21 protein-coding genes are annotated in these 19,560 nt (G+C 73.0%); 9 read left to right on the top strand and 12 right to left on the bottom strand.

Features of this window, described 5'->3' with window-relative positions; all coding sequences use genetic code 11:
- Positions 1–57 precede the first annotated feature (57 nt).
- Complete coding sequence (locus ACFWUZ_RS27215) at positions 58–576, top strand: DUF4240 domain-containing protein (protein ID WP_384378317.1); 519 nt, start codon at positions 58–60, stop codon at positions 574–576.
- Between the two features lie 30 nt (positions 577–606).
- Here the strand turns inward: ACFWUZ_RS27215 and ACFWUZ_RS27210 are convergent, their stop codons facing one another.
- Positions 607–1,377, bottom strand: a complete 771-nt coding sequence (locus ACFWUZ_RS27210; RefSeq protein ID WP_384378179.1) for an SDR family NAD(P)-dependent oxidoreductase — start codon at positions 1,375–1,377, stop codon at positions 607–609.
- 87 nt (positions 1,378–1,464) lie between these two features.
- On the opposite strand from ACFWUZ_RS27210, the gene ACFWUZ_RS27205 reads away from it, so the two are divergent.
- A complete protein-coding gene (locus ACFWUZ_RS27205; RefSeq protein ID WP_384378176.1) occupies positions 1,465–2,118 on the top strand; it encodes a TetR/AcrR family transcriptional regulator in 654 nt (217 codons plus the stop codon).
- 69 nt (positions 2,119–2,187) lie between these two features.
- On the opposite strand, the gene ACFWUZ_RS27200 is transcribed toward ACFWUZ_RS27205, so the two are convergent.
- Positions 2,188–2,829 (bottom strand): hypothetical protein, encoded by a 642-nt coding sequence (locus tag ACFWUZ_RS27200; RefSeq protein ID WP_384378173.1) that lies wholly within the window; start codon positions 2,827–2,829, stop codon positions 2,188–2,190.
- A gap of 141 nt (positions 2,830–2,970) precedes the next feature.
- Complete coding sequence (gene glnA / locus ACFWUZ_RS27195) at positions 2,971–4,380, bottom strand: type I glutamate--ammonia ligase (RefSeq protein WP_384378170.1); 1,410 nt, start codon at positions 4,378–4,380, stop codon at positions 2,971–2,973.
- Positions 4,381–4,565: 185 nt separating this feature from the next.
- Here glnA and ACFWUZ_RS27190 point away from each other — a divergent pair, with 185 nt between their 5' ends.
- Positions 4,566–5,033 (top strand): RDD family protein, encoded by a 468-nt coding sequence (locus tag ACFWUZ_RS27190; protein ID WP_384378167.1) that lies wholly within the window; start codon positions 4,566–4,568, stop codon positions 5,031–5,033.
- 132 nt (positions 5,034–5,165) lie between these two features.
- Here ACFWUZ_RS27190 and ACFWUZ_RS27185 read toward each other — a convergent pair whose 3' ends face one another.
- From ACFWUZ_RS27185 to lipB, 4 genes are all read right to left on the bottom strand, one after another.
- Positions 5,166–5,864 carry a DUF4191 domain-containing protein gene (locus ACFWUZ_RS27185; RefSeq protein WP_384378164.1) on the bottom strand — a complete coding sequence of 233 codons (699 nt, stop codon included), beginning with the start codon at positions 5,862–5,864 and terminating at the stop codon, positions 5,166–5,168.
- 10 nt (positions 5,865–5,874) lie between these two features.
- The gene (locus ACFWUZ_RS27180) at positions 5,875–6,072 is read right to left on the bottom strand and encodes a hypothetical protein (protein WP_384378314.1); all 198 of its coding nucleotides are present in this window, start codon (positions 6,070–6,072) and stop codon (positions 5,875–5,877) included.
- A gap of 291 nt (positions 6,073–6,363) precedes the next feature.
- Positions 6,364–7,317, bottom strand: coding sequence for a lipoyl synthase (gene lipA, locus ACFWUZ_RS27175; protein ID WP_384378161.1), 954 nt, complete (start codon positions 7,315–7,317; stop codon positions 6,364–6,366).
- A gap of 111 nt (positions 7,318–7,428) precedes the next feature.
- The gene (gene lipB, locus ACFWUZ_RS27170; RefSeq protein ID WP_384378158.1) at positions 7,429–8,226 is read right to left on the bottom strand and encodes a lipoyl(octanoyl) transferase LipB; all 798 of its coding nucleotides are present in this window, start codon (positions 8,224–8,226) and stop codon (positions 7,429–7,431) included.
- A 275-nt stretch (positions 8,227–8,501) separates the two neighbouring features.
- Between lipB and ACFWUZ_RS27165 the strand changes: the two genes are divergently transcribed.
- Positions 8,502–9,944: a regulator gene (locus ACFWUZ_RS27165; RefSeq protein WP_384378155.1), complete on the top strand. Its 1,443-nt coding sequence runs from the start codon at positions 8,502–8,504 to the stop codon at positions 9,942–9,944.
- A gap of 52 nt (positions 9,945–9,996) precedes the next feature.
- Here ACFWUZ_RS27165 and ACFWUZ_RS27160 read toward each other — a convergent pair whose 3' ends face one another.
- The 3 genes from ACFWUZ_RS27160 to ACFWUZ_RS27150 form a co-directional block, all read right to left on the bottom strand.
- Entirely contained in the window at positions 9,997–11,265 is a 1,269-nt protein-coding gene (locus ACFWUZ_RS27160) for an FAD-dependent oxidoreductase (protein WP_384378152.1), read from the bottom strand.
- A gap of 156 nt (positions 11,266–11,421) precedes the next feature.
- A complete protein-coding gene (locus tag ACFWUZ_RS27155) occupies positions 11,422–12,309 on the bottom strand; it encodes a TIGR01777 family oxidoreductase (protein ID WP_384378149.1) in 888 nt (295 codons plus the stop codon).
- 415 nt (positions 12,310–12,724) lie between these two features.
- Positions 12,725–13,474 carry a VIT family protein gene (locus tag ACFWUZ_RS27150; RefSeq protein WP_384378146.1) on the bottom strand — a complete coding sequence of 250 codons (750 nt, stop codon included), beginning with the start codon at positions 13,472–13,474 and terminating at the stop codon, positions 12,725–12,727.
- Between the two features lie 90 nt (positions 13,475–13,564).
- On the opposite strand from ACFWUZ_RS27150, the gene ACFWUZ_RS27145 reads away from it, so the two are divergent.
- Positions 13,565–14,719 (top strand): PP2C family protein-serine/threonine phosphatase, encoded by a 1,155-nt coding sequence (locus ACFWUZ_RS27145; RefSeq protein ID WP_384378143.1) that lies wholly within the window; start codon positions 13,565–13,567, stop codon positions 14,717–14,719.
- A gap of 46 nt (positions 14,720–14,765) precedes the next feature.
- Here ACFWUZ_RS27145 and ACFWUZ_RS27140 read toward each other — a convergent pair whose 3' ends face one another.
- The gene (locus ACFWUZ_RS27140) at positions 14,766–15,017 is read right to left on the bottom strand and encodes a hypothetical protein (protein WP_384378139.1); all 252 of its coding nucleotides are present in this window, start codon (positions 15,015–15,017) and stop codon (positions 14,766–14,768) included.
- Between the two features lie 106 nt (positions 15,018–15,123).
- Here ACFWUZ_RS27140 and ACFWUZ_RS27135 point away from each other — a divergent pair, with 106 nt between their 5' ends.
- Positions 15,124–15,495, top strand: a complete 372-nt coding sequence (locus tag ACFWUZ_RS27135; protein ID WP_384378136.1) for an ArsC/Spx/MgsR family protein — start codon at positions 15,124–15,126, stop codon at positions 15,493–15,495.
- A gap of 164 nt (positions 15,496–15,659) precedes the next feature.
- Entirely contained in the window at positions 15,660–16,205 is a 546-nt protein-coding gene (locus tag ACFWUZ_RS27130) for a hypothetical protein (RefSeq protein WP_384378133.1), read from the top strand.
- A gap of 15 nt (positions 16,206–16,220) precedes the next feature.
- On the opposite strand, the gene ACFWUZ_RS27125 is transcribed toward ACFWUZ_RS27130, so the two are convergent.
- Positions 16,221–17,093, bottom strand: coding sequence for a Gfo/Idh/MocA family protein (locus ACFWUZ_RS27125; RefSeq protein ID WP_384378311.1), 873 nt, complete (start codon positions 17,091–17,093; stop codon positions 16,221–16,223).
- A gap of 285 nt (positions 17,094–17,378) precedes the next feature.
- Here ACFWUZ_RS27125 and glnII point away from each other — a divergent pair, with 285 nt between their 5' ends.
- Both glnII and ACFWUZ_RS27115 read left to right on the top strand, forming a co-directional pair.
- Positions 17,379–18,398 (top strand): glutamine synthetase, encoded by a 1,020-nt coding sequence (gene glnII, locus ACFWUZ_RS27120; protein WP_384378130.1) that lies wholly within the window; start codon positions 17,379–17,381, stop codon positions 18,396–18,398.
- Between the two features lie 491 nt (positions 18,399–18,889).
- The gene (locus ACFWUZ_RS27115; RefSeq protein ID WP_384378127.1) at positions 18,890–19,495 is read left to right on the top strand and encodes a winged helix-turn-helix domain-containing protein; all 606 of its coding nucleotides are present in this window, start codon (positions 18,890–18,892) and stop codon (positions 19,493–19,495) included.
- The last annotated feature ends 65 nt before the right edge of the window (positions 19,496–19,560 follow it).

The following is a 19,560-nucleotide window of genomic DNA, read 5'->3' as shown; positions in this document are numbered from 1 at the left end:
CCTTTCGCCGTGTGCGCGGTGGCGGCGCGGGGGTGGACCCGTGATGCTGGTGCCGTGATGGACGAGACGGAGTTCTGGGAGATCGTGGACCGTACCCGCGAGGCCGCCGAGGGCGACCCCGAGGAGCATGCCGAGCTGCTCGTGGAACGGCTGGCACAGCTGGACCCGGACTCCGTCCTGGACTTCGCCCGGCACTTCGAGTCCCGGTACAACCGGGCGTACACCTGGGACCTGTGGGGCGCCGCCTGGGTACTGCTCGACGGGGCGAGCGACGACGCCTTCGACTACTTCCGGTGCTGGCTGATCGGCCAGGGGCGGGAGGTGTTCGAGGGCGGGGTGCACGATCCCGACCAGCTGGCGGAGCTCCTGGGGGACTTCGACGAGGAGATCGACGGGGACGGCGAGGAACTCGGCTACGCCGCCGACGAGGCCTACGAGCAACTGACGGGCTCGGTGGCGCCGGACCTCGGGGTGCCCCTGCAGCCGGCGGAACCGGCGGGCGCCCCGCTGGACTTCGAGAACGAAGCCGTGCTCGCGGAACGCTTCCCCCGGCTCTGGGACCGGTTCCGGGGCTGACGGACGGTCCGGCGGCCCGGCGCCGGGGGCTCAGTAGTGGGTGCCGCCGTCGATGCGGATCTCGGTGCCGGTGATGAAGGCGCCGTCCTCGGAGCCCAGCATGGCGACGACGCCGGCCACGGTCTGCGGGCCGGCGAAGCCCTGGCCGATGGCCGGGGCCAGCTTGGTGAACAGGCTCCAGTCGGTGTCCTCGGGCAGGCCGGGGCCGCTTCCGGTGGTCATGCCGCTCTCGATGGAGCCGGGGGCCACCGCGACGAAGCGCAGGCCCTGCTTGCTGTACTCGGCGGCGAGCGCGTGCGTCATCGACTGGATGCCGCCCTTGCTGGCCGCGTAGGCGGACATGTAGGGGTGGGCGAAGGACGCCGAGGTGGAACTGAAGTTCACCACGACCGGCTGCTCGCCGGCCAGCAGCGCCGGGAGCGACTCGCGGATCATCAGGAAGGTGCCGGTCAGGTTGACCCCGATGACCTGGTTCCAGAGGTCGAGCGTGGTCCGGTGGGTGTGCGCGGAGCGCAGGATCCCGGCGGCGTTGACGAGTACGTCGATCCCGCCGAGCGCGTCGACCGCGGCGGCCACGCCCTCCTTGACCGCGTTCTCGTCGGATATGTCCAGCAGGGCGGTGGTGAGGCGGTCCGGGTGGCCCTCGGCCGCGGCCCGGTCGGCGGTGACCTTGAGGCCGGCCGCGCTGACGTCGACCGTGTGGACCCGGCCGCCTTCGGCGAGGATCCGGTGGACGGTGGCCTGGCCGATGCCCGAGCCGCCGCCGGTGATGAGGACGCGACGTCCTTCGTAACGGTTCATGGGGCGAGCGTACCGAAGCGGTGGCACGTTTTGCCAGAGTGTCAAAGCATGCAATCTTCCGAGCATCCGAGAGGTACGCTTCACTGCGTGAGATCCCCACGTCCGTACGCTCCCCAGCCCGGCCCCGGAGCCCAGTCGCTGACCGAGCGCCGCAAGGCCGCCACCCAGCTCGACATCGCCCGCGCGGCCTGCGAACTCTTCGCCGAGCACGGCCCCGACGGCACCACCGCCGAGGACATCGCCCATCGGGCGGGCGTGGCGCTGCGCACGTTCTACCGCTACTTCCGCAACAAGCAGGAGGCCGTGGCCCCCCTGCTCGCGGTCGGCGGCGACGCCTGGCGCGCGCTGCTCGCCGAGGAGGATCCCGGCACCCCGCTCGCGGAAGCCCTGGAACGCGCCGTCAGGCGGACGCTGAGCGAGCCCCAGGCGGTCGAGGAGGGGCTGGAGGTGACCCGCGGCCTGCTGCGCGCGGCCGTCGGCGACGAGGCCCTGCGGGCGGTCTGGTACCGGGTGAACCAGGACTCGGAGGAGCGCCTGGTACCGCTGGTCGCCCGGCTGGCCGGTCCGGACGCCGAGCTGCTGGAGGTGCGCCTGCTCGCCGCGGCGGCGACGGACGCGATCCGGATCTCGCTGGAGCTGTGGTCGGCCACGGACGCCCCGGTCACGGGGCCGGGCTCCCCCACCGAACTGGCGGTCCGCTGCCTGCGTGACCTCACAGGCGCGATGCCCTTGTTCCGCTGATCTCAGCGGAACAAGGGCATCGCATTCGGTCTCGGGCCCGCGGCCCCGGATGTCGGAGCCGGCTCTCGGTCAGCGGCCGCCACCCCAGCCGCCGCCACCACCGTCGCCTCCGCCGTTGCCGCCGTTGCCGCCCCAGCCACCGTTGCCGCCGCCACCGTTGGCCCAGTCGCCGTTGCCGCCGCCACCGCCGTTGCCCCAGTCACCGTTGCCGCCGCCACCGTTGGCCCAGTCGCCGTTGCCGCCGCCACCGCCGTTGCCCCAGTCACCGTCACCACCGTGACCGTTGCCCCAGTCACCGTCACCACCGTGACCGTTGCCCCAGTCACCGTTGCCGCCCCGGCCGTTGCCCCAGTCACCGTTGCCGCCCCGGCCGTTGCCCCAGTCCCAGTCGCCGTTGCCACCGCGGCCGGAGTCGTTCCAGTTCGAGTGCCAGTGGGCGTCGCGCCAGTGGTTGTCGCGCCAGTTGTCGTTGTATCCGCCGACTCCGCCCCGCTCCCAGCACCAGCTGGGCCGGTCGCGCCAGTCGCGGTCACAGCAGAAGTCCCACCGGGCGTCGGAACGGTTCGAGGGGTACCGGTGACAGTCGTAGCCGCCGTCCCCGCCTCCGCCACCACTGGTGACGACCGAGGCCGAGGCGCTGGCGACGGGCAGCACACCTATCGCGACTCCAGCGGCGCCTGCCATGACTGCCGCGACGATCCTACGGCGCATTTCCATGCACCTCCGCACATGTCTCGCTTATCCAGCCTTGAGGACATTTCCACCCTCACCCGATTGCGACCCGCTGTCAAAGCAGAAGGCCCCCCGCCACACTCCACGGAGTGCGGCGGGGGGCCTCCCATCAGGCATTTTCTAGAGATCGAAGTAAAGCTCGAACTCGTGGGGGTGCGGACGCTGCGCGATCGGGGCGATCTCGTGCGTGCGCTTGTAGTCGATCCAGGTCTCGATCAGGTCAGGCGTGAAGACACCGCCGGCCAGGAGGTACTCGTGGTCCGCCTCCAGGGCCTTGAGGACGTCCTCGAGGCTGGTCGGGACCTGCGGGACGCTGGCGTGCTCGTCGGGCGAGAGCTCGTACAGGTCCTTGTCGATCGGCTCCATCGGCTCGATCTTGTTCTTCACGCCGTCCAGGCCCGCGAGCAGCAGCGCCGCGAAGGCGAGGTACGGGTTCGACGACGGGTCCGGCGCGCGGAACTCGACGCGCTTGGCCTTCGGGTTCGAGCCCGTGATCGGGATGCGCATGGCGGCGGAGCGGTTGCGCTGCGAGTACACCATGTTGACCGGCGCCTCGAAGCCCGGCACCAGGCGGTGGTAGGAGTTCACCGTGGGGTTGGTGAACGCCAGCAGCGACGGGGCGTGCTTGAGGATGCCGCCGATGTAGTAGCGGGCGGTGTCCGACAGACCCGCGTAGCCGGCCTCGTCGTAGAACAGCGGGTCGCCGTTGGCCCACAGCGACTGGTGCACGTGCATGCCCGAGCCGTTGTCACCGAAGATCGGCTTCGGCATGAAGGTCGCGGTCTTGCCGTTGCGCCAGGCGACGTTCTTCACGATGTACTTGAAGAGCATCAGGTCGTCGGCCGCGGCGAGCAGCGTGTTGAACTTGTAGTTGATCTCGGCCTGGCCGCCGGTGCCGACCTCGTGGTGCTGGCGCTCGACCTGGAGGCCCTGCGCGTCCAGCTCCAGGGAGATCTCGGCGCGCAGGTCGGCGAAGTGGTCGACCGGTGCTACGGGGAAGTAACCACCCTTGTAGCGGACCTTGTAACCGCGGTTGTTCTCCTCGGAGCCGGTGTTCCAGGCGCCGGCCTCGGAGTCGATGTGGTAGAAGCCCTCGTTCGCGGTGGTCGCGAAGCGGACGCTGTCGAAGATGTAGAACTCGGCCTCGGGCCCGAAGTACGCGGTGTCGGCGATGCCGGTGGAGGCGAGGTACGCCTCGGCCTTCTTCGCGATGTTGCGCGGGTCGCGGCTGTAGGCCTCGCCCGTGATCGGGTCGTGGATGAAGAAGTTGATGTTGAGCGTCTTGTCCTTGCGGAACGGGTCCAGGCGCGCGGTGGTGATGTCGGCACGCAGCGCCATGTCGGACTCGTGGATCGCCTGGAAGCCACGGATGGAGGATCCGTCGAAGGCGAGCTCCTCCGCCGGGTCGAACGCCCGCGCCGGGATGGTGAAGTGCTGCATCACACCAGGCAGGTCGCAGAAGCGGACGTCGACGAACTTGACGTCGTTCTCCTCGATGTACTGCTTCACTTCGTCGGCGTTCTGGAACATCCAACTCCTCCTACTCCCGGCCCCGGGGCAGGGGCGGGTTTTATAGCTCGTGGTGCGTCAGTGCGGTGCCGCACGCTGACCCGACCATAAGCAGACGGGATTTCTCAAGCATGACCCATTTGTTTCGCACAAGTTAACCAGGGTCCGGCCGGAGTGCCGTGGAGCACCACCGGTACCGTGGTCGGGTGGACAAGAGGCAAGCAATCGGATCATGGCTCTCGGGCCCCCGCGCGGCCGCCGAGGACATGGGCGTCGACTTCGGCTACCGGGGCGAGCAGCTCGGCCTGCCCCAGCACGGCCCCGGCTCGGTCGCACGCTTCGGACGCCGCCTCGGCGCCGTCGCCATCGACTGGGTCGGCTGCCAGTTGATCGCCTACGGCCTGATCACGGGCGGCAACCTGGCGGGGACCGGCAACTGGACGCTCGGGCTCTTCGTGCTCCTGAGCATCCTCACCGTGGGCACCGTGGGCTTCACGCCCGGCAAGCGGATCGTGGGCCTCCGCGTGATGGCGGAGGGTGGCGGGCGCCTGGGCTTCGGCCGGGTCGTGCTGCGCACCCTGCTGCTGGCCCTGGTCATCCCGGCGCTGGTCTGGGACCGGGACGGCCGCGGCCTGCACGACCGGCTCTCGCGCGCCGTACAGGTCCGCGCCTGAGGACCCCGGGGCCGCGGGAGGCCCAGGGCTGCCGCGGGTCCGCGTACGACGGCTGACGCACGACAGGGAGGCGCCCCCCGAGCTCCGGCTCGGGGGCGCCTCCCTGTCGTATACGAAAAGCAGGTCAGCGGATCAGCGCATCTTCCCGCCGCGCGGCATCTTCATGCCCTTGGGCATCGGGCCCTTCGGCAGCGGCATGTTGCTCATGAGGTCACCCATGGCGCGCAGCTTGTCGTTCACCTGGGTGATCTGGGGACCGGACAGCACGCGCGGCAGCTTGAGCAGGGTGGTGCGCACCTTCTTGAGCGGCACCTCGCCCTCACCCGTGCCCACGATGAAGTCGTGCACCGGCACGTCCGGCATGATCCGGGCCAGCTTCTTCTTCTCGTTCGCGAGCAGGAGCTTCACGCGGTTCGGGTTGCCCTCGGCGATCAGCACGACGCCGGCCTTGCCGACGGCCCGGTGGACGATGTCCTGGTTCCTGTTCATCGCGACGGCCGGGGTGGTGGTCCAGCCCCGTCCCACGTTGTCCAGTACGGCCGCGGCCGCGCCCGGCTGCCCCTCCATCTGCCCGAAGGCAGCCCGCTCGGCCCGTCGTCCGAAGACGATCGCCATCGCGAGGAACGCCACCAGGAAGCCCAGGATGCCCAGGTAGACCTCGTGGTCGATCAGGAAGCCGATCGCAAGAAAGACACCGAAGGTGACGATTCCCACGCCCGCGACGATCAGACCGACCTTCGGGTCGGCCTTGCGCGTCATCTTGTACGTGAGGGCGATCTGCTTCAGTCGCCCGGGGTTCGCAGCAGTCTCTGCGTTTGACTTCCTCGCCATACAGCGAAGTTTACGTGGCTTGCGGAGTCCGGGTAGCCGCGGCCTCAAGTACGTGTTCGGTTTCGACCCGGTCCTTGGCCCGTCGGCGGTCCTCCAGGACCGCCGTCCAGGCGTTGCGCCGGGCGCCGCTCATGAGCAGCGACTCGATGCCGCGGAAGGCGTCGGTGACGGTCGGGATGGCGATGGCGCGTACGGGCGCGGCCTGCATGATGTCGATCCCTTTCACGGTGCTCACGTCTGCATGGTGTGCGGGGTATGCACGGGAGGTGCGGTGTGTGCGGTGCGTGGACCCATCGTCACTGATTGGTGTTACCAGTGCATGACCGACTGGTCAAACGTTTCGGAAACATCGGCGCGGCCCGCCGGACTCCTGAGAAGAGCCTAGGGGCCGCGCCTGTGCGGTATTACTGCCTAGTAAGGTTTTGTGCGCGAGTTCACACGCTCGGTGCGGTAGCGCGCGTCACACCATCGCGCGCCGGCCCGGGCGGCGGACCGTCTCCTAGGCCTCGACCCGGCCGCGCTTCTCCATCGCCTGCTGGTAGAGCCGCCCGGCCCGGTAGGACGAGCGGACCAGCGGGCCCGACATCACGCCGGAGAAGCCGATCTCCTCGGCCTCCTTCGCCAGCTCCACGAACTCGGCCGGCTTGACCCAGCGCTCGACGGGGTGGTGCCGCGGCGAGGGGCGCAGGTACTGGGTGATGGTGATGAGCTCGCAGCCGGCCTCGTGCAGGTCCTTCAGCGCCTGCGAGACCTCCTCGCGCTCCTCGCCCATGCCCAGGATCAGGTTCGACTTGGTGACCAGGCCGTACGCGCGGGCCTTGGTGATCACGTCGAGGGAGCGCTCGTAGCGGAAGCCGGGGCGGATCCGCTTGAAGATCCGCGGCACCGTCTCGACGTTGTGCGCGAAGACCTCGGGGCGGGAGGCGAAGACCTCCTCCAGCAGCTCCGGGACGGCGTTGAAGTCGGGGGCCAGCAGCTCGACCTTGGTGTGGCCGGCCTCGCGGCCCGCCGTCTGCTGGTGGATCTGGCGCACGGTCTCCGCGTACAGCCAGGCACCGCCGTCGGCCAGGTCGTCGCGCGCGACGCCCGTGATGGTGGCGTAGTTCAGGTCCATGGTGACCACGGACTCGCCGACGCGGCGGGGCTCGTCACGGTCGAGGGCCTCGGGCTTGCCCGTGTCGATCTGGCAGAAGTCGCAGCGCCGGGTGCACTGGTCGCCACCGATGAGGAAGGTGGCCTCGCGGTCCTCCCAGCATTCGTAGATGTTCGGACAACCGGCCTCCTGGCACACCGTGTGCAGTCCTTCGCCCTTCACCAGGGCCTGCATCTTGGTGTACTCGGGACCCATCTTCGCCCGGGTCTTGATCCACTCGGGCTTGCGCTCGATGGGGGTCTGGCTGTTCCGGACCTCGAGGCGCAGCATCTTGCGTCCGTCGGGTGCGACTGCGGACACGACCGGCTCCCTGTGACTTCGATTCTTCGGCGCCCACCAGGGTACGCCCGTAATTTCGTACGCTCTTACGTCCGGCAACCTGGGGGCGGTCGGACTCATTCCCCGGGGCGGTCAGCCCACGGCCGGCTCGATCTCCCGGGGCCGGAGTTCCGCGTGTTCCAGGACGTCCTTCAGGTGCCGCTCGATCACCGGCAGCACCTCGGCGATGGTGACCTCGCGGCCCAGTTCGTACGAGAGCGAGGTCACACCGGCGTCCCAGATGCCGCAGGGGATGATCCGGTCGAACCAGGTGCTGTCCGGGTTCACGTTGATCGCGAAGCCGTGCATCGTGACGCCCTTGGCGACCCGGATGCCGATGGCGGCGAGCTTGCGGTCCTCGCGGCGCTGGCCGGCGTTGGACGGGGCGTACTCGGGGCCGTTCATGCGGGGGTCGAACTCGTCGTCGCCGATCCGCGGGTCGAAGTCGAGGGAGAGGCCGCCGAGCTTCGGACGGTCCTCGACGGGGTCCCCGAGGACCCAGACGCCCGAGCGGCCCTCGACGCGGGTCGTCGCCACGCCGAACTCGGCCGCCGTGCGGATGAGGGCCTCCTCCAGGCGCCGCACGTGCGCGACCACGTCCACCGGGCGGGGCAGCTTCATGATCGGGTAGCCGACGAGCTGGCCGGGGCCGTGCCAGGTGATCTTGCCGCCACGGTCCACGTCGACGACGGGGGTGCCGTCCAGGGGGCGCTCGCTGGGGTCGGTCCGCCGGCCCGCGGTGTACACCGGCAGGTGCTCCAGCAGGAGGCAGGTGTCGCCCGTCCCGTCCGCGAAGCGGGCGGCGTGCACGCGCCGCTGTTCTTCCCAGGCCTCGGTGTACTCGACGGCATCCGGTCCGAAGCCCAGATGGACAAACCCAAGCTCAGCCACCGCAGCGCCTCCTCATTGAACCTGCTGTGTGCACGTACCGCACGCAGCAAGGGTACGGCGGCCCGTCCGCGACTCGTCAGGGCCCCGGCCCCGGAGGCCCCGGGGCGGCGGCGCACCCGGACGGAAGGGGTCGGTCCGTAAAGCGCCCTACCGATTCTGCACACGATCGGATGAATGTGGGACAGACAGGGCGGTCCAAGCGGAGTTCGCCGCTACATTCACGCCGTTCACAGGGCCGGGACCCCGGTCCGTCACGTCAGGAAACCGTGGAGCCGATGACGGAACGACCTGCCCAGCGCGTCCCCAACCGGCAGCTCGCGGCGCTGATCGCGGAAGCCGGGTTCTCCAACGCCGGGCTCGCCCGCCGCGTCGACCAGCTCGGCCTGGAGCACGGTCTCGACCTGCGGTACGACAAGACGTCCGTGACCCGGTGGCTGCGCGGGCAGCAGCCGCGCGGGACCACCCCGGCGCTGATCGCGGAGGTCTTCACCCGGCGGCTCGGGCGGCGGCTCTCCGCCCAGGACCTGGGCCTGGACGCGTGCGCGCCCGTGTACGCGGGGCTGGAGTTCGCGGCCACCCCCGAGGAGGCCGTGGACATCGCGAGCGGGTTGTGGCGCAAGGACTCCGGCTCCCACGCCGAACTGCGGAAGATCGCCTTCACCCCGGCCGGGCTGGTGGTGCCCAGCCGGGACTGGCTGATCGGGCGGGCCGACGAGCGGGTGGGCCGGGGCGCCGACCCGGCGGCGGTGGCCCGGGTTCCGGTGCAGGGCCGGACCTCGGTGCCCCGGCAGCGGCAGATCGACCGCGGCCCCGGGCAGCGCGTGACGGGCGGGGACATCGCGGCGCTGCGGTCGGTGAGCGAGCTGTTCCGGACCCTGGACCAGGCCTACGGGGGCGGGCACGCGCGGCAGGCGCTGGTGCGGTACCTGGAGCACGAGGCGGAGCCGATGCTCCGCGGGACCTACGGGGAGACCACCGGGCGGCGGCTGTTCTCCGCCGCCGCCGACCTGACCCGGCTCGCGGGCTGGACCTCGTACGACATCGCCGCGCACGGACTGGCCCAGCGCTACTTCGTGCAGGCGCTGCGCCTCGCGCAGGCCGCCGGGGACCGGCCGTACGGCAGCTACGTGCTGGTCACCATGAGCCGGCAGGCGGTCTATCTGGGGCACGGCCGGGAGGCGGTGCAGCTGGCCCGGGTCGCCCAGCAGGGCGTGGGGTCCGGTCCGCCTCCGGTGGTGCAGGCGCTGCTGCACTCGGCCGAGGCCCGCGGGCACGCGGTGCTGGGCGAGGTCCGGGCGTCGACGGCTTCGCTGGTGCGGGCCGAGCGGGCGCTGGGCGCGGCCCGGCCGGGGGACGACGTGCCGCACTGGGGGCGGTTCTTCGACGAGGCGCAGCTGGCGGACGAGTTCGGGCACTGCCACCGGGACCTCCAGCAGTACCGGGCCTCGGCGCAGCACGCGGAGCGGTCCCTGCAGCTGCGGGCGCCCGCGTACGCGCGGTCCCGGCTGTTCTGCCGGGTGGTGCTGGCCACGGCCCGGCTGGGGCTGGGCGAGCTGGACCAGGCGTGCGCACTGGGCGCCGAGGCGGCGCAGCAGGCGATGGAGATGCGGTCGGTGCGCGCGGTGGAGTACGTACGGGACTTCGAGCGCCGGCTGGAGCCGTACCGGGACGCGTCGGCCGTACGGACCTACCGGGACCGGGTCGCGGCCCTCTCGTAGCGACGGGCCCGGCCCCCTGGGCGGGGGCCGGGCGCCGGCCGGAGGTCCGGTGTCAGGCCGCCACCGGGAGGGCGGGCTCCGCGACCGGGAGCGGGATGCCGAAGTCGCGCAGGACCGCGGTGGTGGCGCGGCGCGCCGAGCGCAGCGCTCCCTGGACGGTGTTGGTGTCGCGGTGGTCGCCGCACACGTACAGCCCGGCCAGGACGCGTACCGGGCGGCGCTGGTCGTGCGACGGGGGCATGGCCGGGACGGCCTCCCGGGTGTGGTGGACGGCCAGGAGTTCCCAGTCCCGGGTGGCGCTCTCGTAGAGCCGCGCCAGACGGGAGGCGACCGTGCGCACGGGCGGCGGGGGGCCGAGCACGGTCGTGGTGACCAGGCCGCGGCCGGCGGGCGCCCGTGTCGGGTCGACCGCGCTCATGACGGCGGTGTGGGCCACGGGCCACCGGGGGTCGCCGTCCAGCAGCAGCGAGCCGTCCCAGGGCACGGGCGCGGCGGTGGCGTGGTGCAGCACGGTGACCTCGTGGAACTCGGGCACGCGCAGGCCGGGCAGGAGGGCCGCGGCGGCCCGGGCCCCGGTGGCCAGGAGGACGGAGCGGCACCTGAAGTCGCCGTGCTCCTCGGTGGTGACCAGGTTGGTGGCCACCGACCGGACCCGGATGCCGGTGCGGACGGTGCCGGGCGGCAGGCCCGCGGCGAGCAGGCCGGGCAGGGCCGAGGCTCCTCCCTCGGGCACGGCGAGGCGGCCGCGGGCGAAGGTGCGCAGGGCGAGGTCGGCGACCCGGCTGGAGGTGGTGAGCTCCGGGTCGCGCAGCAGGGTGCTGAGGAGCGGCCGCAGGACCCCGTTGACGGTGCGCGGCGGCAGGCCGCGCGAGCGCAGGGCTGCCGCCGCGGTGCGTTCGGGGCGGGCGAGCAGGCGCTCCTCCGGCAGGGCGGCGAGCCGGCCGAGGGCGGCGCTGAACCGGGCCTGGTCGAGGGAGCCGCTGGCCAGGGCGCGGGCCGGGGTGAGCGCCCCGGCCCGGAACTGTTTGCCGTCGCTGTGCACCAGGACCCCGGGCGCGAAGGGGCGCAGGGTGAGCCCTTCCAGGCCGGGGGTGCGGGTCAGTTCCGTGTACGAGGTGTTGAGCAGCTGGCCGATCCGGTCCAGCCGGAACCCGTCGGCCGATTCGGTGGCCATCCGGCCGCCGGGGCCGTCAGCGGCCTCCAGGACGGTGACGGTGACCCCCGCAGCGATCAGGTGGTGCGCGGCCGCGAGTCCCGAGACTCCGGCTCCTACGATGACGACGTCCGCATGGTGTGCGGCATGGTGTGCGCTGCTGAGCACGTGCCCCTCCCCGAGGTCGGCGCGGCTGTGTGGGGATGCTCCTTCCCCCAACCGACTCCAGGGGAACCCGAGTTCGCTCGCCTATTCCGGTCAACTCCGGTCGCATGGCGGTCGCATTCGGGTCACGAACGGTCGCACACCGGTCGCACGCGGCGGTCAGAGCGCCGCGCGGATCGCCGCCTCGATGCCGGGGTCGCGGAAGACGAAGCCGGACTCCAGCAGCCGGGCGGGCAGCACCCGCTGGCTGCCCAGCACGTCCTCGGAGAACTCCCCGAGCACGATCCGCAGGGCCGGGGCCGGGACGGGCAGCAGCGCGGGCCGGCGCAGCACCCGCCCCATGGCGGCGGTCACCTGGCGGTTGGTCAGCGGCTCGGGGGCGGTGAGGTTGACCGGGCCGGAGAGGGAAGGGTCGGCGACGATGTGCCGCAGGGCCGCGATCTCGTCCCGCAGGGAGATGTACGACCAGTACTGGCGGCCGCTGCCGAGCCGGCCGCCGATGCCCGCCCGGAAGATCGGGAACAGCCGCCCCCAGGCTCCGCCCTCTCCGGACACGACCAGGCCGGTCCGGGCGAAGACGGTACGGATCCCGGCCGCGCGGGCCGGTTCCGCGGCCGCTTCCCACTCCACGCAGACCGAGGGCAGGAACCCCTGTCCGGCGGGGGCGTCCTCGTCCACGGGCCGGTCGCCCGTGTCGCCGTAGTAGCCGATGGCGGAGCCGCTGACCAGGACGGCGGGCGGCTCGTCGAGCGCGGCCAGCGCGGAGGCGAGGGCGGCGGTCCCGAGGACCCGGCTGTCGCGGATCTCCTTCTTGTACGCGGCGGTCCAGCGGTGCTCCCCCACCCCGGCCCCGGCCAGGTGCACGACGGCCGCGCAGCCGGTCAGCCCGGCCGGGTCGACGCGGCCGGCCGCGGGGTCCCAGCGGGCCTCGTCCGCGGCGGCGGGGGCCCGCCGCACGAAGCGGACCACCTCGTGCCCGTCCGCCCGGAGGGACCGTACGAGGGCACTGCCGATGAGCCCGGTGGAACCGGTGACCGCGATACGCATGCCCCCATCCTGCCGGGTGGCTGCGCCGGCGTGCGCGGATCCGGGGCGCGGGTCCGGCGTGCCGCGCGGAGCCGGGCGCCACCCGGACCCGGACGGCGGTACGCGCCATGCCCGGGCGGCGTAGCCCGCCACGACCGGACGGCGGTACGCGCCAGGCCCGGACGGCGTTGCCCGCCACGACCGGACGGTGATACGCGCCACGCCCGGGCGGCGGTACGTGCCATGCCCGGACGGCGGTACGTGCCATGCCCGGGCGGCGTAGCCCGTGACGTCCGGCTCCGCCGGACCCGGGCCCCGCGCCTCAACCGCCGGCTGGCTGATCCTGCGGGCGCATGCCGGCCGGCGGGGCGGTCGACGCCAGCCGGGTCCAGCCCCGCCGGCAGGGCTGGATTGTGCGGGTGCTTGGGGCGCGCGGTCAGGAGGCGGCGCCCAGCCGGGTGCCGACCGCGTAGGTGACCGCCATGGCCAGGGCGCCGCCCAGTACGTTGCGCAGGACGGCGCGCGGGACGGGGGCGCCGCCCAGGCGGGCGCTGAGCACCCCGCACAGGGTGAGGGCGGCGAGGACGGACACCACGGTGACCGGGACCCGCAGGGACGGGCCGGGCAGGACGATCGCCAGCAGGGGCAGCAGCGCGCCCACGGTGAAGGCGACGAGGCTGGCGAGGGCCGCGTGCCAGGGATTGGCCAGTGCGTCGGGGTCGATGCCCAGCTCGACCCGGGCGTGGGCCCGCAGCGCGTCGCGCTCGGTCAGCTGCTCGGCCGCTTCCCGGGCCACGGCGCGGCTCAGTCCCCGGTCGCTGAGCAGCTCGGTCAGCTCCTCCAGCTCGGCCTCCGGCTCCGCGGCCAGTTCCCGCCGCTCCGCCTCCAGCGCGGCCCGTTCGGAGTCCCGCTGGGAGCTGACGGAGACGTACTCCCCCGCCGCCATCGACAGCGCGCCCGCCAGGAGCCCGGCGACGCCCGCGGCCAGGATCGCCGGGCGGGAGGTGGTGGCGCCGGCCACGCCGACGACCAGGCCCGCCGTGGAGATGATCCCGTCGTTGGCGCCGAGGACACCGGCGCGCAGCCAGTTGAGCCGCGTGCTGATCCCCGCGCCGCCGCCACCGGAACCATGGGCTTCGGCATGTGCCCGGCTCGGTGTCCGGGCGGGGGCTTCGTCGTCCGTCACGCCACCACTGTGGTGGTCCGGGACGCCCCCGGCCACCCGTGGGGCGGGTCCGGGGTCGCGCGGGCGCGGCCCCGGTACGAGGGTGGAGGGGTGAGAGGCGCACGCGAGGAACCTGGCTGGCTGCGCGGGGAGCCGCCGCCGCGCTGGGCCCGGCTCGCGCCCGCGGTGGCCCTGGTGGTGCTGGTGCTCGCGCAGCGGGCGACCCCGGGCGATGTGGAGCTGGGGTACTTCCTGGCCGGCCTGCCGCCGGTGGCCGCCTTCGCGTACGGGGCCGCCGGGACCGCCTTCTTCGCCGCGATGGTGCTCCTCCTGCTCGGCGTACCGGCCCTCGGCGTCGCCCATGCCCGCGGTTCCGACCTGGCCACGGTGGCCGCGGTCGGGCTGCTGAGCGTGGTGATCGCCTGGGTGCGGCGGCGCCGGGACGCGCAGCTGGTGAGCGTACGGACGGTGGCGGAGGCGGCCCAGCTGGCGGTGCTCCCGCCGGTGCCGCAGCGGGTGGGCCGGGTGCGCTGCTCCGGGCTGTACCGGGCGGCGCAGCGGGGCACGCTGGTCGGCGGCGACCTGTACGACGTCCGGGCGGGGCCGTACGGGGTACGGGCGCTGGTCGCCGACGTGCAGGGACACGGCCTGGCTGCGGTCGCGACGGTGGCCGCGCTGCTGGGCGCCTTCCGGGAGGCCGTGCTGGACGACGCGGAGCTGGTGGAGGTGGCGGCCCGGCTGGACCGGCGGCTGCTGGCGGACGCCGTGCAGCCCCCGGCGGGGGCCGCCGGGCAGCCGGAGCTGTTCGTGACGGCGGTGCTGGTGGAGTTCCCGCCCGGGCCGCCCGGGCCCGGCCTCGTTCGGATCGTCTCGTGCGGGCATCCTCCGCCGCTGCTGCTGAGCGGGACCTCGGTGCGGGAACTGCTGGTGGAGCCCGGTCCTCCGCTGGGCCTGGGGCTCGCGGGGCCGGACCCCTCCCCGGTGGCCGAGGTGCGGCTGGCGCCCGGGGACCGGCTGCTGCTGTACACCGACGGGGTGACGGAGGCCCGGGACAGGGCGGGGCACTTCTACCCGCTGGCCTCCCGGGTACCGGTGCTGTCGCGGGATGCGGCGGGTCTGGTGCGGGCGGTGTGGCGGGACCTGGCGGCCTTCAGCGGCGGGGGGCCGCGCGACGACGTGGCTCTGCTGCTCCTCTCGCCGGACGGGGCGACGGACGCGGACGGCCGCCGGGAAGCCGCGGCGGGCTTCCCGGAGGTTCCGCACTGACGCGCCCCGGTGCCGGGCCGCCGCGGCGGGCGGCGCCGGGGCGGTCCTACGCTTCGCGGATCAGGGCCCGCACCATCTTGCAGGTGACGTTGGACGGGCGGTGGACGCCGGTCCGGACGGCCATGGTCCGGATCTTCCGGTTGGTGGCGCGCCGGGCGTCGTACGTCCCCGAGTCGAGCAGGGATATCGCCAGCCGCATCGCCTTCAGGCGGCGGTTGTGGCGCTCGTACCACTCGCGGGGCAGGCCCGCCGGCAGTGGCTTCTTCTGGACCTGCCGGACGGTGGTGGCAGTGGCCATCTACAGCCTCCCAAACGGTAGTTGGCTTCCTGTCGTTCTCCTTCGATTTTACCGGCGACCACTGACAGAAGCCCTGGCCGGACCGGCCCTGACTACGCTGGGGAACATGGAGATCTGGATCAACCCCGCCTGTTCCAAATGCCGCAGCGCGCTGACCCTGCTGGACGCCGAGGGCGCCGACTACACCGTGCGCCGCTACCTGGAGGACGTGCCCTCCGAGGACGAGATCCGCGAGGTGCTGGGGCGGCTCGGCCTGGAGCCCTGGGACATCACGCGCATCTCGGACCCGCTGGCCCGCGAGACCGGCGTCCGCGAGCTGCCGCGCGAGGAGACCGACGCGGCACGGGGGCGCTGGATCGCCCATCTGGCCGCGCACCCGAAGCTCATCCAGCGTCCGATCATCACCGCGGAGGACGGCACCGCTGTGGTCGCCCGCTCCGAGGAGGCCGTCCGGGAGGCGTTGTCCCGCAGGGGCTGACGGGGACGCGGGGGCGGCCGGGACGGCCGTCCCCGCACGGGACGGCTGCGAGCCGGGCAGGACGGCCGGCGTCCGGGCGGGGGACGGTCTTCATCCCGCCCCCACATCCCGCCTCGTAGGGTGAACCGGAAGAAACCGGGATTCACCAGACGAAAAGGGGCGATGTGAGCCAGGAGTCCACCCAGCAGTCCGCCCGGCAGCCCACCCCCGGCGCGCCCGCGGTCCCCCCGCCCCGGCGGGGCGCCGACTGGATGTTCTGCGGGGTCTACGGGACGGTCCTCGCCAGCGGCCTGCTCGCCGCGCTGGACCAGAGGGGCGGGGAGTACACCCCCTTCTACGACGCCAGCTGGGTGCTCGTCACCGCGGCGACGGCCGCCCTCGCGCACGGCTACTCGCACCACATGGCCTCCCACCGGAGCGGCGGGGCCGGGCACCGGTGGCGGCTGCTGCTGCGGGCGCTGTGGAACGAGTGGCCGATGGTCGTGGCCGCCCTTCCCACCGTGCTGCTGCTGGTCGCCGCCGGGTTCGCCGGCTGGGAGCCGTACGGGGTCACCGCCGTCGGGCTCGGGGTGAACACCGCCCTGCTGTTCGCCTGGGGTGCCTTCGTCGCGCTCCGCGTCGGCTACCGGACCGGGCCGGCCCTGCTCTTCGGCCTGGCGGACGCCACGATCGGCCTGGCCGTCATCGTGGCGAACGCCCTCATCAAGTAGCCGCCGCGGGTGCGGTCAGACGGCCGGCAGCTGGTCCTGCGCCTCGGCGAGGATCTCCGTCAGCCGCGCCCCGAACTCCGCCCCGCGCGGGTCCGGCACCCCGGTCCGGGCCGAGGTGAGCAGCGCGTCCAGGGCCCGTCCGTAGGCACCGGGTACGTCGCTCCAGCCGGGCAGCGCGAACACGCCCTCGGCCCCGCGCAGCTCCAGGCCCACCCCGGCGGCCTCGCGCGGCGCGCCCAGGCTGAGGACGGCGGTGCTGGCCGCGCCCGAGGAGTGCCGCAGGGCCAGCTGGACCACGTCGGAGGGGCCGCGGGTGGCGCTGACGGCGGTGACCTCGCCGAGGATCGGGATCAGGACGGACAGGGCGTGCGGACCCACGTCCCACAGCCCGCCCTTGGTCTTGCGCCAGGGCGAGTCGGCGTAGGCGCTGGGTGTGCCGTCGGGCGGGAAGACGGCGCCGAGCCAGTGGGCGGCGGCGGTGAACCAGCCGGTACGGGCGGCCTGTTCCTCGACCCAGCCCGAGGTCGGATCGGCGAACCGGAGGGTGAGGAAGACGACGGAGGCGACGCCGTGGCGCGTGACGGCGCCGGCCACGGCCCGGGCGTCCCCGACCGTGGTGGCGACGGGTTTGTCGAGCAGCAGGTGGCAGCCCGCGGCCGCGGCGCGCACGGCGAGCGGAGCCTGTACGTCCGGCGGCAGGGCGAAGGCCACGGCGTCACAGTCGGCGAAGAGTGCGTCCGGGTCTTCGTACACCTTCACGCCGTACGCCTGCGCCAGCTCGGCGGCGGCCTCGGGCCGGCGGCCCCAGACCCCGGCGAACTCGGAACCGGTGTGCGCGGCGAGGGCGGGGGCGTGGGTCCGGTGGGCCCAGGGACCGGTTCCCAGCAGCCCGACCCGGGGGCGGCGGTCCGAGGGGGTCCGCTCGGCGGTGGTCCCGGAGTCGTCTCCAGCGGGGCTCACATCAGACGAAATGCTCACCTGCCCAGTCTGCCCCACCCGGACGGGCGCTCCCCCACCGACCCGCACGACCCGGCCGGCCCGGGGTGCAAACCTCGGTAACACGGGGTTCACACACGGGCAACGGAAGGGAAATCGCGGCCGGGCACGCTGCGGTCATCACCGCAGCGATGAAGCAGCGACCAGCAGCACCCGCAGAGTCTGAGGATGGGGCCCGTGAGCTACAAGGCTGAGTACATCTGGATCGACGGCACCGAGCCGACGGCGAAGCTTCGCTCCAAGACGAAGATCCTGGCCGACGGCGACGCGCTGCCGATCTGGGGCTTCGACGGTTCGAGCACCAACCAGGCCGAGGGCCACGCCTCCGACCGCGTGCTGCAGCCGGTCTTCTCCTGCCCGGACCCGATCCGCGGCGGCGACGACGTCCTCGTCCTGTGCGAGGTCCTGAACATCGACATGACCCCGCACGAGTCGAACACCCGCGCCCTGCTGCGCCCGGTCGCCGAGAAGTTCGCGGCCCAGGAGCCCGTCTTCGGCATCGAGCAGGAGTACACCTTCTTCGACGGCACCCGCCCGCTCGGCTTCCCGGTCAACGGCTTCCCGGCCGCGCAGGGCGGCTACTACTGCGGTGTCGGCTCGGACGAGATCTTCGGCCGCGACATCGTCGAGAAGCACCTGGACCACTGCCTCGCGGCCGGCCTGAGCATCTCCGGCATCAACGCCGAGGTCATGCCCGGCCAGTGGGAGTTCCAGGTCGGCCCCGTCGGCCCGCTGGAGGTCTCCGACCAGCTGTGGATCGCCCGCTGGCTGCTCTACCGCACCGCCGAGGACTTCAACGTGTCGGCGACGCTCAACCCGAAGCCGGTGAAGGGCGACTGGAACGGCGCGGGCGCGCACACCAACTTCTCCACCAAGGCGATGCGCGAGGACTACCGCGCGATCATCTCCGCCTGCGAGGCCCTGGGCGAGGGCAGCAAGCCGCTGGACCACGTCAAGCACTACGGCGCCGGCATCGACGAGCGGCTGACGGGTCTGCACGAGACCGCCCCGTGGAACGAGTTCAGCTACGGCGTCTCGGACCGCGGCGCCTCGGTCCGGATCCCGTGGCAGGTGGAGAAGGACGGCAAGGGCTACATCGAGGACCGCCGTCCGAACGCGAACGTGGACCCGTACGTCGTGACCCGCCTGATCACGGACACCTGCTGCGCCGGCCTGGAGAAGGACGGCCTGGTCTGAGGACCGACCGCCCCGTCCCGCTCCCGCAACACCCTCCGCAGCACTGCCGAAGCACCCCGTCAGCACCATCGCAGCACTCCGTCCGTCCGACGCCCGCCGAGCCTCCGTGGCCCGGCGGGCGTCGCCCGTTGCTGCGAAATCTCCCGGACGGGCGGGGATCTACGGATGCCCGGGCAGGCCTCCCTCACGGAATTTGAGATTCCGCTCCACTGGCTGAGACGGGACCTGCCCCCGGCCCCGAACTTCTGCTTGAATGAGCGCATGGCCAGCTACTCGCACACCTCGACCGGTCGCAGCGACCTCGAGCCGTTCTGGCCTTCCCGTCAGGATCACGATTTCGACCGGGTGTGTTGCCGCGCGAAGAACGCGCCGGCCCTCTAAAGCCTCCGGAACCTCCCACGGGACCTTCCGGGGCCTTCGGTCTGCGCGGTACGACGACGTCCTTCCGTACGTCTCCTGCCACCCACTCCGCGTGAAAGAGCTGACCACTCATGGCCAACACCCGCTCCCTGACCGCCGCTTCCTCCGCTGCGACCGCTTCCCTGCCGCCCTTCCCGCCCGGCGCCCGCCACCGGCTGCGCTCCGTGGACCGTGACGAGGCCACCCGCGTGGTGGACCTGCTGCCGCCCGGGGCCACCTGGCTGCCCGCACCCCAGCACACGCTGCCCGCGCTGCCGGGCCGGCCGCCCATGGTCGGCTACCTGGTCCTCGTACCGGCCGACCAGCAGCCGCCGATCGCCTTCGCCCCGCACGCCGTCACCGCCCCGCCGGCCCCCGCGGCCCCGTCCGCCGGCCCCGGCCCGGACGCCGCGGGCGACACCCGTGTCCGCATCGACCCGGCGCAGCGTACGGCCGAGGTCGACGGAGAGGTGCTCGACCTGACGTACCTGGAGTTCGAGCTGCTGGCCCACCTGGTGGCCCACCCGCACCGGGTGCACAGCCGGGACCAGCTGGTGACCACGGTCTGGGGCTACGGCCACGTCGGCGACGGCCGGACCGTGGACGTCCACATCGCCCGCCTGCGGCGCAAGCTGGGCGCCGCCCACCGCGGTTCGATCCAGACGGTCCGCCGCGTGGGCTACAAGTACGCGCCCTGACCGGCCCGCTGACACGACGGTGGGCCCGTGCTCCCTCGGGAGCACGGACCCACCGGGCCGTCCGG

The sequence above is a fragment of the Streptomyces sp. NPDC058646 genome (assembly GCF_042716875.1).
GTDB lineage: Bacteria > Actinomycetota > Actinomycetes > Streptomycetales > Streptomycetaceae > Streptomyces.
The sequence above is the reverse complement of the archived record's forward strand: the minus strand, read 5'-3'. Positions and strand labels throughout refer to the sequence as shown.